The 12,638-nt window shown below is 71.5% G+C and carries 11 protein-coding genes and 1 pseudogene; 7 read left to right on the forward strand and 5 right to left on the reverse strand.

Going from position 1 to position 12,638, the window contains the following annotated elements:
• The first annotated feature begins 12 nt into the window (after window positions 1–12).
• Window positions 13–735, forward strand: coding sequence for a GAF and ANTAR domain-containing protein (locus CXQ92_RS11220; protein ID WP_104167805.1), 723 nt, complete (start codon window positions 13–15; stop codon window positions 733–735).
• Between the two features lie 15 nt (window positions 736–750).
• Here CXQ92_RS11220 and CXQ92_RS18680 read toward each other — a convergent pair whose 3' ends face one another.
• Together CXQ92_RS18680 and CXQ92_RS18875 are read right to left on the reverse strand one after the other, a co-directional pair.
• Complete coding sequence (locus CXQ92_RS18680) at window positions 751–987, reverse strand: ANTAR domain-containing protein (RefSeq protein ID WP_258069869.1); 237 nt, start codon at window positions 985–987, stop codon at window positions 751–753.
• A gap of 29 nt (window positions 988–1,016) precedes the next feature.
• Window positions 1,017–1,532, reverse strand: a pseudogene (locus CXQ92_RS18875) (GAF domain-containing protein); the annotation flags it as partial.
• Window positions 1,533–1,610: 78 nt separating this feature from the next.
• Between CXQ92_RS18875 and CXQ92_RS11235 the strand changes: the two are divergent.
• From CXQ92_RS11235 to CXQ92_RS11250, 4 genes are read left to right on the forward strand one after another with little or no spacing between them, the layout of a single operon-like run.
• Window positions 1,611–3,539, forward strand: a complete 1,929-nt coding sequence (locus CXQ92_RS11235; protein ID WP_104167807.1) for an FAD-binding monooxygenase — start codon at window positions 1,611–1,613, stop codon at window positions 3,537–3,539.
• Window positions 3,540–3,546: 7 nt separating this feature from the next.
• The gene (locus CXQ92_RS11240; protein ID WP_104167808.1) at window positions 3,547–4,284 is read left to right on the forward strand and encodes an IclR family transcriptional regulator; all 738 of its coding nucleotides are present in this window, start codon (window positions 3,547–3,549) and stop codon (window positions 4,282–4,284) included.
• Between the two features lie 43 nt (window positions 4,285–4,327).
• Window positions 4,328–5,659 carry a phenylacetate--CoA ligase PaaK gene (gene paaK, locus CXQ92_RS11245; RefSeq protein WP_104167809.1) on the forward strand — a complete coding sequence of 444 codons (1,332 nt, stop codon included), beginning with the start codon at window positions 4,328–4,330 and terminating at the stop codon, window positions 5,657–5,659.
• A 60-nt stretch (window positions 5,660–5,719) separates the two neighbouring features.
• Window positions 5,720–6,415 carry an LmeA family phospholipid-binding protein gene (locus tag CXQ92_RS11250; RefSeq protein ID WP_104167810.1) on the forward strand — a complete coding sequence of 232 codons (696 nt, stop codon included), beginning with the start codon at window positions 5,720–5,722 and terminating at the stop codon, window positions 6,413–6,415.
• A gap of 117 nt (window positions 6,416–6,532) precedes the next feature.
• On the opposite strand, the gene CXQ92_RS11255 is transcribed toward CXQ92_RS11250, so the two are convergent.
• On the reverse strand, window positions 6,533–7,603 hold the full coding sequence (locus CXQ92_RS11255; protein ID WP_368784583.1) for a zinc-dependent alcohol dehydrogenase family protein: 1,071 nt from the start codon (window positions 7,601–7,603) through the stop codon (window positions 6,533–6,535).
• A gap of 227 nt (window positions 7,604–7,830) precedes the next feature.
• On the opposite strand from CXQ92_RS11255, the gene CXQ92_RS11260 reads away from it, so the two are divergent.
• Both CXQ92_RS11260 and CXQ92_RS11265 read left to right on the forward strand, forming a co-directional pair.
• Window positions 7,831–8,565 (forward strand): MOSC N-terminal beta barrel domain-containing protein, encoded by a 735-nt coding sequence (locus CXQ92_RS11260; protein ID WP_181033636.1) that lies wholly within the window; start codon window positions 7,831–7,833, stop codon window positions 8,563–8,565.
• A gap of 22 nt (window positions 8,566–8,587) precedes the next feature.
• Window positions 8,588–9,154, forward strand: coding sequence for a dihydrofolate reductase family protein (locus CXQ92_RS11265; RefSeq protein WP_104167812.1), 567 nt, complete (start codon window positions 8,588–8,590; stop codon window positions 9,152–9,154).
• A 2-nt stretch (window positions 9,155–9,156) separates the two neighbouring features.
• Here the strand turns inward: CXQ92_RS11265 and CXQ92_RS11270 are convergent, their stop codons facing one another.
• Entirely contained in the window at window positions 9,157–10,806 is a 1,650-nt protein-coding gene (locus CXQ92_RS11270; RefSeq protein ID WP_104167813.1) for a thiamine pyrophosphate-binding protein, read from the reverse strand.
• 308 nt (window positions 10,807–11,114) lie between these two features.
• A complete protein-coding gene (locus tag CXQ92_RS11275) occupies window positions 11,115–12,479 on the reverse strand; it encodes an MFS transporter (protein WP_104167814.1) in 1,365 nt (454 codons plus the stop codon).
• Between the last annotated feature and the right edge of the window lie 159 nt (window positions 12,480–12,638).

Below are 12,638 nucleotides of genomic sequence, written 5' to 3' on the forward strand. Positions count from 1 at the left end.
GGTCGGCAACCCATGGTCACCACACCGCCTCCGTCCTCCCCGGTGCCGGGGGTCCCGGGGCGCACCCGGGGCCGCCTCCTGACGGAGCAGACCGCCCACGACGCCGTCGACGGCCTCGCGGAGGTCGCTTTCGCCGTGATCCGGTCAGCAGACGGGGCGGGTGTGAGCCTCCTCGACAGCGGCGCCCGGCGGCTGAGTGTCGGGGCCACCAGCAACGGTGTCCTCGAAGTCGACGACCTGCAATACGAGTTGGGCGAAGGACCCTGCCTGAGCGCCTGGGCGACCGGCGCGCCCGTCCACATCCTCGATACGCATCGTGACCTCCGGTGGGAGAGGTGGAGGGCAGCGGCCGTCCGGTGCGGAATCAGATCCTGCCTCAGCGTGCCCCTGCCGAAGGGCCCGGGGCGGTTGGGTGCGATGAAGGTCTACTCGGACAGCCCAGGTGCGTTCTCCGACGCGGACCGGAAGATCCTGCAGAGCCTCGCTCGATCCGCAGCAGCCCTGCTCGGTCATATCCAGACCAGCGACCTCCCTCAACGCCTCAGTGACGAGCACAGGACCGCGCTCGCCGGCCGGGACGCCGTGGGGATAGCTCGTGGCATCCTCATGGAACGCCACGCCGTCGACAAGGAGACGGCCATGCAGCAGCTCATCGACCTGGCGACCCGCACGGGCACCACCGTCCGGGACCAGGCGACAGCGATCAGTGGACGCGATGACGCGGGTGGACACTGACGCTGGAAGCGTCTGTCAGTTCGTGAAATGGGTGTGGGGCGTGGTGCCCGTGGCTTGCACGATCAGATCGCGGGCGACGTCGCTGAGTTTCCGGCCTCGGGTGCTGGAGGCCCGTTGGAGCATCTCGAAGGCCTCCTTCTGGGTGCACCGGCTCTGGCCGAGGATGATCCCGACCGCGATGTCGATGTTGGTCCGCGTCTCCATCGCCGAGTACAGATTGGCCGCGGCGTCCTGGTAGCGGGCCACCCGCATCGCCATCTCCAGGGCCCGCCGGCCTGGGAGGCGAACACCGCAGCGACCCGTTGCCTCTCGGAGGTGAAGTATCCGATCGGGCGGGCGTAGAAGTTCAGTGTCGCGAGTTTTTCTGGTCCGAGTTCCAGCGGAACGCTCAGCATCGACGCGAACCCGGTGGCCGCAGAGGAGCCGAAATAACGGGGCCACCGCCCGTCGCGTCGTGCGTCGTCGACGATCACGAGCTCATGGTTGGTCATCGCGGCCAGCGATGGTCCTTCTCCGACATGGTGCTGGAGCTCGTTGAGGGCCGTGGCTGTGTCCGAGCTGCTCTTGACGTTCAGGCGCCGATTCCCGCGCCGGGACATCAGTCCGCACGGCACCGACTCGTCGTCGGTGAAGAGCTGTTCTCCGAGGACCGACAACTGGTCGATGAAGTCCGTGATGTTCCGGTCCTCGAGCAGCAGGGACTGCGGATCGGCCGCGTCCGGACGCTTGCGGTTCTGCATGATCAGTAACCTACGCCACAGCCCGCCATTGAGTGGCGCCGCCGCCCGGGCTACCATCGGCCTACGAAAGAAGAACGCAGCGTTCGATTATCGAACGCCGCGAACGGCACATCCACAATGAAGTGAGGCCAGCCCGTGCAATTCCACCACCATGGCTACGTGTCGGGTGACCCACGCGTCCAGCCGGCCGCCGGCGTCGGACTGGACCGCCCGCAGGAGCTCCCCGACGAGGTCGACGTCCTCATCATCGGCACGGGACCCGCCGGCATGATCGCCGCCGCACAGCTCTCCCAGTTCCCCGGCATCACCACCCGGATCGTGGAACGCCGCCCGGGCAGGCTCGCGATCGGCCAGGCCGACGGCATCCAGGCCCGCAGCGTCGAGACGTTCCAGGCCTTCGGGTTCGCCCACCGCATCATCGACGAGGCGTACCGGATCGTCGAGATGAGCTTCTGGAAGCCCGATCCCGCCGACTCCTCGCGCATCGTCCGCACCGCCCGCCCCGAGGACGATCCGACCGGCATCAGCGAGTTCCCGCACCTGATCGTCAACCAGGCCCGAGTGCTCGACTACTTCGCCGAGTTCATGAAGAACGCGCCGACCCGCATGGAACCCGACTACGGCTTCGAATTCGCGGGACTGGAGGTCGACGACGAGCAGGACTACCCGGTGCGGGTCACCCTCACGCGCGCCGCGGGGGAGCGCGCCGGTACGGAGCGCACCGTCCGCGCGAAGTACGTGGTCGGTGCCGACGGCGCCCGCAGCAAGGTCCGTCAGGCGATCGGCTGCACCCTCGCCGGGGACAAGGCCAACCACGCATGGGGCGTGATGGATGCCCTCGCGGTCACCGACTTCCCCGACATCCGCCGCAAGTGCGCCATCCAGTCCGGGGCCGGCGGCAGCATCCTGCTGATCCCGAGGGAGGGCGGGCACCTCTTCCGCATGTACGTGGACCTCGGCGAGGTGGACCCGGCGGACAACGGCGCGGTCCGGGCCACGACGCTCGAGCAGATCATCGCCAAGGCCAACACGATCCTCAGCCCCTACACCCTCGACGTGCGGAACGTCGCCTGGCACAGCGTCTACGAGGTGGGCCACCGCCTCACCGACAGGTTCGACGACGTCCTGCCGGAGGACGTGGGCACCCGCACCCCGCGTGTCTTCATCACCGGCGACGCCTGCCACACGCACAGCGCCAAGGCGGGGCAGGGGATGAACGTGTCCATGCAGGACGGCTTCAACCTCGGCTGGAAGCTCGGGCACGTCCTCGAGGGCCGCAGCCCGGAGGCCCTGCTGGCCACGTACTCGGCCGAACGGCAGGTCGTCGCGGAGGACCTCATCGCGTTCGACAAGGAATGGTCGACGCTCATGGCGCGCAAGCCGGAGGAGTTCGCCGACCCGTCCGAACTCGAGGACTTCTACGTGAGGACCATGGAGTTCCCCGCGGGCTTCATGACGCAGTACGCGCCGTCGATGCTCATCGCCGAGGGCACGCACCAGGGCCTCGCCACCGGCTTCCCCGTCGGCAAGCGCTTCAAGTCCGCGCCCGTCGTCCGCGTGTGCGACGGCGTCCCGATGCACCTCGGACACCACGCGACGGCGGACGGCCGGTGGCGCCTCTACGTGTTCGCCGACGGGGCGGAGCCCGGTGCGTCCTCCGGTGTGGCGGCGTTCGCCGACTGGATCGGCACGCACCCCGACTCGCCGCTCGCCGCGACGCCCCCGGACGCCGACTTGGACGCCTGGTTCGACGTGAAGGTGATCTACCAGCAGGACCACACGCAGGTGGACCTCGGGCGGGTGCCGGCGGTGTTCACACCGGCGGTGGGGCCGTTCGGGCTCACCGACTACGAGAAGGTGTACGCCGCCGATCCGGCCTCGGACATCTTCGACCTGCGCGGACTGGCCCGCGCGGGCGTCGTCGTCGTCGTCCGCCCCGACCAGTACGTGGCGCACGTGCTCCCACTGGCCGACACGGCGGGCCTCGCCGCGTTCTTCGCCCCGCTGCTGGCCTCCCGGACGGTTCGCTCCGGGGCGGCGGACACCGGACGGGCCTTCGCCTGACATGAGGATGTCACAGGCGGGCCCGGGCCCTACGGCCGCCGGAGGAGCGACGCCGTCGGCCCCCGCCTCCCAGACCCTGTCGCGGGGCATCCGGGCCCTGGAGATCCTCGCGGAGACCCCGGACGGGCTGACGACGGCGGAGATCGCGGGCGCGCTGGACGTGCACCGCTCCATCGCCTACCGGATCCTGCGCACCCTCGAGGAACACTCGCTCGTGGTCCGGGACGCCGGCGGCCGCTTCCAGGCCGGCCCGGGACTCGCGAACCTGGCCCGGGGCGTGGCGCCCAGGCTGCAGACCGCCGCGCTGCCCGAACTCACCGCGGTGGCGTCCGACCTGCAGATGACGGCGTTCATCGCGGTCTGGGACCGGCACCACTGCGTCACCCTCGTCGCCGTCGAACCGCCGCACGGCGAGGGCACCCTGGTCCAGCGGCCGGGCTCACGCCACCCCTTCGACGCCGGGGCGCCCGGCATCGCCATCCAGTCCGCCCTCACCGAGGCGCACTGGCAGCGCCTGGCGCCGGGCTCGCCCTACCGGGAGGAATCCAGGATCGCTGCGGCCACCGGGTACGCCACGAGCCAGGACGAGGTGATCCCCGGCGTCAGTTCCGTCGCCGCCCCCGTGCACGTCCGCGGCAGGCTCCCGGCCGCGCTCGCCGTCGTCTACCTCCGCAGCGACCAGCCGGTCGAGGCCATCGGCGCCCGTGTCGCCGCAGCGGCCCGCGCCGTCGGATCCGTCCTGTGAGACGGCCCTACCACCCCATACCCCTCCGTGCGAAGGACCAGCCATGACCACCACCCCCCTCCGCGCGTCCGCCGCGGATCCCGCCACCCTCGACGTCGAGGAGACGTGGTCCCGCGACCACCTGGAGTCCGTCCAGCTGGACCGCCTGCAGGCCACGCTCGCCCACGCCTACGCACAGGTGCCCCTGTACCGGCGGAAGTTCGACGAGGCCGGCGTCCACCCCGAGGACCTGCGCGAGCTCGCCGACCTCGCGAAGTTCCCCTTCACCACCAAGGAGGACCTGCGCAGCACCTACCCGTTCGGCATGTTCGCCGTCCCGCAGGAGCGCGTGGCCCGCATCCACGCGTCGTCGGGCACCACGGGCCAGCCCACCGTCGTCGGCTACACGGCGGGGGACCTCGACCGGTGGGCGTCCCTCGTGGCGCGCTCGCTCCGTGCCTCCGGCGTGAAGGCCGGCTGGAAGGTCCACAACGCCTACGGCTACGGGCTGTTCACGGGCGGCCTCGGGGCGCACGCGGGCGCCGAGCGGCTGGGCTGCACCGTCATCCCCATCTCCGGCGGCCAGACCGAACGGCAGGTGCAGCTCATCCGGGACTTCGAACCCGACGCCATCCTCGCCACGCCCACCTACCTGCTGACCATCCTCGACACCATGGCCGCCGCCGGGATCGACCCGTCGTCGACGTCCCTGAGGACCGGAGTGCTGGGCGCCGAGCCGTGGACGGAGGGTATGCGGCAGGAACTCGAGGGGCGCGCGGGATTCGACGCCTGCGACATCTACGGTCTGTCCGAGGTCATGGGCCCCGGCGTCGCCGGCGAATGCGTGGAGTCCAAGGACGGCTCGCACATCTGGGAGGACCACTTCCGGCCCGAGATCATCGACCCCTTCACGGAGCAGGTGCAGGGCGACGGCCAGGCGGGAGAACTCGTCTTCACGTCCCTCACCAAGGAGGCGCTGCCCATCATCCGCTACCGCACCCATGACCTCACCCGCCTCCAGCCCGGTACCGCGCGGCCCGGCATGCGCCGCATGGAGCGCATCACCGGGCGGAGCGATGACATGGTGATCGTGCGCGGCGTGAACCTGTTCCCCACCCAGGTCGAGGAGCTCACGCTGCGCATCCCCGCCCTGAGCCCGCACTTCCAGCTCGAACTGACGCGCCCCGAGGGCCAGCGGATGGACCAGCTGACCATCAAGGTGGAACCGCGCGAGGGCGTCACGGCCGCCGATGCCGCCGCGGCCGCCGTCGAGCTCCGGCACCAGGTCAAGACGCACATCGGCTCCACGTGCGCCGTCACCGTCGTGGAGCAGGGCTCCCTCGTGCGCTCCAGCGGCAAGCTCCGGCGGATCTACGACCTCCGGCCCCGCGGCTGACGGCAGGCCGTCCCGGAGCGGGGGTTCGCGTCCGAGGCGGCGCTCCACCAGACTGTGCTGATGATGTGGACGCGCGTGAGGGACTGGCTGATCGGTGCTCTGGGGATGCTCGTCGTCCTCGGGGTCGCCGTCGGAGTCCTCTGGTGGGCGGCGAGCAGCCCGGCCGGCGCGGGCGGGGGTGCGCCGGCGGTCGCGGACTCCGGACCGCCGCCCCGGGAAGAGCCCCAGGCGGAGCCCCCTTCCGGACTGGGCGAGGACGAGGTCTGGCTCGCCGATCTCGAGCTGGACGCCGGGACGGTGGTGGCTGCGGGCTCGACCCTGCGGGACGTCCGGGCCGTCGGGCAGGGCGTGGTCACCGGACCGACCGGGTTGGTCGCCGAGCGCCTCACCGTGGACGCGACGGTGCCGTTCGACGCCGTCGCCGCCGAGCTCGGCGGGGGCGCCGTGGTCCGCCCGGCCGACGACGGGCAGGTCACGGTGGTGCGCACCGTCCAAGCCCTGGGCCGGGACCTCCCCGTCACCGCCACCGGCACCGTCGACGTCGAGGACGGCAGGCTCGTCATGGAGCCGCGCTCGATCGACCTCGGCGGCCCCGGCTTCCTCTCCGACGGGATCGCCGCAATCGTCCGCCGCTTCGTCACGATCGAGCACGAGATCGAGGGCCTGCCCGAGGGGCTCGTGCTCCGGGACGTCGCCGTCCAGGGCGACGGGTTCCGTGCCAACCTCACCGGTGAGGGCGTCGCGCTCGCGCCCTGAGGCCGCCGCCGGTCGGCCCGACCTCCTGCCGCGGGCGCGGACCGTTCCGGGCCGGCGGCCGTCCGGGTCACCCACTTCGTCGCCGGGACGCCGGGGTGGCCGCGGACTTCACGGCGCTCAGGCCCCATCGGCCCCGGTGTCCCCACCGGTACCGCCGGCCAGGTGCAGGACCGCTGCGCCGTCGACGCGGTCCGCTGCCAGGTCCTCGAGCGCGCGGTCCGCGGCGCTGAACGGATACCGCTGGATGGTGGGGCGCAGCGGGATGCGTGCGGCGAGCGCCAGGAGTTCACGGCCGTCGGTCCGGGTGTTCGCCGTGACGCTGCAGAGCCGGCGTTCCTGGAAGAGCTCGTCCGCGTAGTGCAGCACCGGGATGTCGCTGAGGTGGATACCCGCGATGGCCAGGGTGCCGCCGCGGTCCAGGGCCCGCAGGGCGGCGGGCACCAGGCTGCCGGCGGGCGCGAAGAGGATGGCGGCGTCCAGCGGCTGCGGCGGTTCCGCGGCGACGTCCCCCACGAAGACGGCGCCCAGATCCGCGGCCAGGCGCCGCGCGCTCGCCGAGCGGGTCATGACGGACACCTCCACGCCCTCGAACAGCGCCACCTGCGCGGCGAGGTGGGCGGACGCCCCGAAGCCATAGATGCCGAGCCGACCACCGGGCCGCACCCCGGACCGGCGCAGCGCCCGGTACCCGATGATCCCGGCACAGAGCAGCGGGGCCGCCTCCTCGTCGTCGAACCCCGGCGGCACCGCATACGCGAAGGCCTCGGGCACGGTCACGAGCTCGGCGTACCCGCCGTCGTCGTCCCAGCCGGTGAACCGGGGGGACAGGCACAGGTTTTCGTCGCCCCGGAGGCAGAAGCGGCAGGCGCCGCACGTGGAGCGGAGCCACGCGATGCCCACGCTGTCGCCCACGCGGAAGAGCCGGCAGCCGGGTCCGGTGTCCACCACCGTGCCGACGATCTCGTGCCCCGGCACGGTGCGCGGGTGTTTCGCCGGCAGATCGCCCTCGACCAGGTGCAGATCCGTCCTGCACACCCCGCAGGCCCGGACGCCCACCAGCAGCTCACCGGGGCCGGGGACCGGGTCGGGCCGGGTGCCGAACACCAGCGTCGACGTGCTCCTCGTGCCGGGCCCGGCCGTGGGATGGGGGGAATCGTGCGCGGGGTCGTCAATCCACCACGCGCGCACGGCTCACCCCTCGATCCGTGGCGGGGCCGGCGCTACGCTCCGGTCCGCGGATCCGTCCACCCGCCTGTCCGTCGTCCTCGAGCGCCATGGGACCCCCTGGTAGAGGGCTCATCGTACGCTGCGGGGGGCGCCCGATCGGCTCTCCGGAGGGCGCCTCGCCCCTGCCGGGTGGTGGCCGGCTCCAGCGCCTCCGTGACGCCTGCGAGCCGTGGTGCGAGAATGACCGCATGCCGCACCAGGGAACACCCGTCGGGCGGGTCCGCGCGCTGTACCGCTATCCGGTGAAGTCGACGTCGGGCCAGGCGGTGGGCGCCGCCGCCGTCACCCCGTCGGGGCTCGAGCACGACCGCCGCTGGGCGGTCTACACGCACGACGGCGGGATCGCCAGCGGCAAGCGCACACGCCGCTTCCGGCCCGTCCCCGGGCTGCTGGACTGGACGTCGGAGCTGGACGGGCACGACGGCGTCCCCCTCCTCCGCAGTCCGGCGGGTGTCCCGTATCGGGTGGATGACCCTGCAGCCTCCGAGGCACTGACCACGGGGTTCGGCCAGGAGCTGGTGCTGAAGCAGGGGACCACGCTCCAGCACCACGACGAGTCGCCGCTCCACCTGCTGACGACGTCGTCCCTCGCCGCGCTCGCGGACCTGCTGGGCGGAATGGTGGAGGAACGTCGCTTCCGCCCGAATCTCGTCCTGGACACGGGGTCCGCTCCGCTGTTCCTCGAACGCGACTGGACGGGCGTGGAGCTTGCCATCGGGGCGGACGTGATCGTCACGGTCGATGCCGGCATGCCCCGCTGCACGATGATCGACCAGCCCCAGGCCGGGATGGGCGCCGGTCCCAAGGCGCTGAGGGCACTCTCCGTCCACAATGGGATGGAGTTCGGGGTGCAGGCCCGCGTCGACCGCATCGGAGCAATCAGCGTGGGAGATGTGGTGACCCTGCGAAGTACCGAGTCCTGATACATCACGGAGGAGAGAGCTGATGCGCAACGTGACCTACTCGATGGGGGTCTCCCTGGACGGTTACATCGTCGGTCCGGATGGTGGCTTCGACTTCACGACGCCCGACGAGGAGGTCTTCCGGTCCGCCATCGACGAGATCCGCACGGTCGGCGTCCACCTGCTGGGGCGCCGGCTCTACGAGACGATGCTGTACTGGGAGACCGCCGACCAGGACTCCTCGGCCGACGAGCCGGACCGCGAGTGGACCGCACTGTGGAAAGGGCTGCCGAAGGTGGTGTTCTCCCACTCGCTGTCCGCGGTGCGGGGGAGCAACACCCGTCTGGCGTCCGCCAGCCTGGCGGACGAGATCGAGCGCTTGCGCGCCGACCCGGCGGAGGGGGACATCGCCATCGGAGGGGCCACCCTCGCCGAGGAGGCGGCTGCGCTGGACCTCATCGACGAGTACCAGGTGCGGGTCCATCCGGTGCTGGTCGGGGGCGGCCGCCCGTTCTTCCCACGCCACCACCGCCGCGCGGACCTCGAACTCGTCGGCAGCCGTGTCTTCGGCTCGGGCGTCGTGATCTCCCGCTACCGCGTGAGGCACTGACCTCAGCGGGCGCCCACCCGGGCGGCGACGGCGACGATCTCCTGCATATAGGGGGCGACGACCTGCCGGGAGATCCTGCAGTCCAGCAGGAGGACTCCGTCGTCGTCGGACGCGAGCCAGCCCGCCACCGCGGCGAGGTCGTCGAGCGCGTCGATGGTCGCGGACCGCGCCCCGAGGGCCCGGGCGACGGCGGCGAAATCCACCTCGTCGATCAGCATGGGCCCCGGGTGTATGCCCCGAACGGCATATTGGTGGACCTCCGCTCCGTAGGCGGCGTCGTTGAAGACCACGATGACGGCGCGGCGTGCGGTCCTGATGACCGTGTCGAGATCGGCGAGGGCCATGAGCGCGCCGCCGTCGCCCGTACACAGGACCACGGTGGAGTCCGGCAGCGCGCGGGCCGCACCGACGGCGCTGGGGAAGCCGAGACCGATGGTCTGGTACGCAGTGCCCACCATGATCAGGCGGTTCGGCGCGGGCACGCGCAGATACCCGGGCGCCCAGCCGATGAAGTGGCCGCCGTCCTGCACCACCGTCCGGTCCGCCGGCAGCATCCTGTCCAGCGCGCGGCACAGGCTCCGAGGGTCCAGCCGGCCGTCCGGTGCCGTCGGCTCGCCGTCGTTCCGGGCGTCATGGGCCCGCAGGGCGTCCCCGGCGGCACGCGTGCTCCACCGCTGCTCGCCCTCGCGGCGGTCGACGGCGGCGAGCAGCGCCTCCGCCGCGAGGCGTGCATCGGCGTGCACGAAGTCGGTGACGGCCGGCGAGGTGGGGCCGGCGGCGAGATCCACCTGGATGACCCGGGCGTCGGCGCCGAAGGAGTGGCCGAAGCGCAGCGTGAACTGGTTGAGCCGCGCGCCGAGGACCAGGACCACGTCGGCCTGCTCGATCAGACCGGCGGTGCGCTCCGAGGCCCAGCCGCCCGCGATGCCGAGGGCGGCGGCGTCCCCGAAGAGTCCCGCGCCGAGACCCGAGGTGGCGGTGAGGGCGCCGAGGCGGTCGGCGAGGCGTGCTGCCGCGTCGCCTGCCCCGCTCACCCAGGCGCCGCGGCCGGCCAGGACCAGGGGCCGTTCGGCGGACGAGAGTTGCGCCGCGACGCGGTCGACGTCACCCGCCGCCGGTGCCGGGCGGGGGAGGGGTGCCGGCGCCGCCGGGGTTTCCTCCTCGGCGGCCTCCGCAGCGGCGAGGTCGTACGGGATGGCCAGCACCACGGCCTCGCGGTGACGGAGCGCGTGCTCGACCGCCGCCGTCGTCACCGCCAGCGGACGAGCGGCGGAGACCGTGAACGTCGTGGCGCCGAGCCCCTTGGCCACGAGGGCCTGATCGACGTCCCACGCGCGCAGCCCGGTAGTGGGAGCATCACCGACCACGAGCAGCAGCGGGATGTCCGCCTGGACGGCCTCGGCCAGCGGGGTCAGCGCGTTCGTGAACCCGGCGCCGTACGTGGTGGTGGCGACGGCGAGGCGCCCGCCGGCCCGGTGGTAGGCGTCGGCGGCCGCGACGGCCCCGGCCTCGTGCCGCACCGCGGTGAAGTGCAGGGTGGGTGCGGCCATGACGGCGTCGAGGAAATGCGCGTTCCCGTTGCCCATGACGCCGAACACCTCGGTGGTGGCGGGCAGGAGGGCGGAGACGATGCGGGCGGAGACGGTGGCCATTGTCGGATCCTTGCAGGCGAAGTCCCCGTGGCGCTGGTGCAGGCACACGGTCACCCGGGGACCTGGTGGGTGAATTCCGTATGTGCCTCGGGCGATGCCCTTATTGCCTCTTTTTCAGGCACGGCGCCCGTGGCGCCCGACGAGTGCCACTATAGCGGGCACGGCGCGCGGTTCCCCGCGTCCTCCCCGGCCGCTTCGCCCACCGACCCGGCCCGCCCGGTGGGCATGCGTGGACATGCCCACCGGGCCGGTGCGGTCGGTGGGCATGTCCAGGGGTACGGCGGGCCGGGCCCGACGGCGTCGGCCGGTCAGGCGCGGTGCTCGGCCCCCGCACCGGCGTCGTCCGTCTCCGCCTCCAGGGGCGCCCCCTTGGTCTCCTTGACCAGGGTGACACCGATGAAGGAGATGACGCAGAGGCCCATGATGTAGAGGCTGATGGAGCCGGACCATCCGGTGGCGATGAGGAGTGCCTCGGCGATGAGGGCTGCGAAGGCGCCACCGAGGATCGCCCCGAGGGCATAGCCGATGCCGATGCCGGAGTAACGGACGTTGGCGGGGAACATCTCGGCGTACATCGCGGACATGGGGCCGTAGGACAGCCCGAGTCCGATGGTGAGGACGAAGATGGCGATGCCGTACGCCCAGATGCTGCGGGTGTCGATCAGCATGAACATCGGGATCATCCAGACGAAGATGAGGCCGTAGCCGATCTGGAAGGTCCGCACGCGGCCGATGCGGTCGGACAGGATGCCGCCGTAGAGCGTGAAGATGAGCCAGCCGAAGGACGCGAGGAGCGTCGCGAGGAGCACGGGAGCCGCCGGCATGCCGAGGGTGCGCTGTGCGTAGGACGAGAGGAACGCGATCACGAGGTAGCCGGCGGCGTTGTTGCCGATGAAGATGACCGCGGCGAGGATCACGTGCTTCTTGTTGCTCTTCAGCAGGTCGCGCAGGGGGGTGGCGGTGTCGCGCTTCCGCTCGATCATGCGCTTGAACACGGGGCTCTCGGCGACGGCGGCGCGGATGAAGTAGCCGACGACGATCAGGACCACGGAGAGCAGGAACGGGATGCGCCAGCCCCAGGCGAGGAAGTCCTCCGGGGACATCGAGCTGCGCAGCAGGAACAGCACCAGGGTGGCCAGGATCATGCCGACCGGGACGCCGATCTGCGGGTAGGCCCCCCAGAAGCCGCGCTTGTTCACCGGTGCGTGCTCGACGGCCATGAGGGCTGCGCCACCCCACTCCCCGCCGGCGGAGAAACCCTGCAGGATGCGCAGGAGCATGAGCAGGATCGGCGCCCAGATGCCGATCTGTGCGTAGGTGGGCAGCAGGCCGATCAGGGCGGTCGCGGACCCCATCAGGATCAGGGTGAAGACGAGCATCTTCTTCCGGCCGATCTTGTCACCGAGACGGCCCGCGACGACGGCGCCGAGGGGCCGGAAGAAGAAGCTGATACCGATCGTGGCCCAGGCGACGAGCTGGGCGAGACCGGGGCTCTCGCCCTCGAGCGGCCCGAAATACAGTGTCGCGAAGACGATGCCGGCGGCCTGGGCGAAGATGAAGAAGTCGTACCACTCGATCGTGGTGCCCACCATTGTGCCGGCGAGGACCTTGCGGTCGGCCGCACTCATGCCGTCCCGGGGCTGTGCGTCTGGACGCTCGGACGCTAGTGCCATGAAAAACTCCCTTGTTTTTGCAGTGCGTGGCTACTCGTGTGCCGGGTGAGGACGCCCTGGTCGTCGCCGTCGGGCACAAAATCGTATACGAATGCTAGGCCGCGCTTCGGGACGGGTCAAGGGTTCCTCCTCGCCATGCAGGAAATCGTGGCGGTGGCG

This window comes from Arthrobacter sp. SX1312 (assembly GCF_002929295.1).
Lineage (GTDB): Bacteria > Actinomycetota > Actinomycetes > Actinomycetales > Micrococcaceae > Arthrobacter_D.

What these genes read in the sequence shown, in the direction of transcription:
- CXQ92_RS11220 (WP_104167805.1), top strand. Translation starts at nt 13, where the DNA reads ATGGTCACCACACCGCCTCCGTCCTCCCCGGTGCCGGGGGTCCCGGGG.
- CXQ92_RS11240 (WP_104167808.1), top strand. Translation starts at nt 3,547, where the DNA reads ATGTCACAGGCGGGCCCGGGCCCTACGGCCGCCGGAGGAGCGACGCCG.
- CXQ92_RS11275 (WP_104167814.1), bottom strand. Translation starts at nt 12,479, where the DNA reads ATGGCACTAGCGTCCGAGCGTCCAGACGCACAGCCCCGGGACGGCATG.
- paaK (WP_104167809.1), top strand. Translation starts at nt 4,328, where the DNA reads ATGACCACCACCCCCCTCCGCGCGTCCGCCGCGGATCCCGCCACCCTC.
- CXQ92_RS11270 (WP_104167813.1), bottom strand. Translation starts at nt 10,806, where the DNA reads ATGGCCACCGTCTCCGCCCGCATCGTCTCCGCCCTCCTGCCCGCCACC.
- CXQ92_RS18680 (WP_258069869.1), bottom strand. Translation starts at nt 987, where the DNA reads ATGCGGGTGGCCCGCTACCAGGACGCCGCGGCCAATCTGTACTCGGCG.
- CXQ92_RS11260 (WP_181033636.1), top strand. Translation starts at nt 7,831, where the DNA reads ATGCCGCACCAGGGAACACCCGTCGGGCGGGTCCGCGCGCTGTACCGC.
- CXQ92_RS11250 (WP_104167810.1), top strand. Translation starts at nt 5,720, where the DNA reads ATGATGTGGACGCGCGTGAGGGACTGGCTGATCGGTGCTCTGGGGATG.
- CXQ92_RS11265 (WP_104167812.1), top strand. Translation starts at nt 8,588, where the DNA reads ATGCGCAACGTGACCTACTCGATGGGGGTCTCCCTGGACGGTTACATC.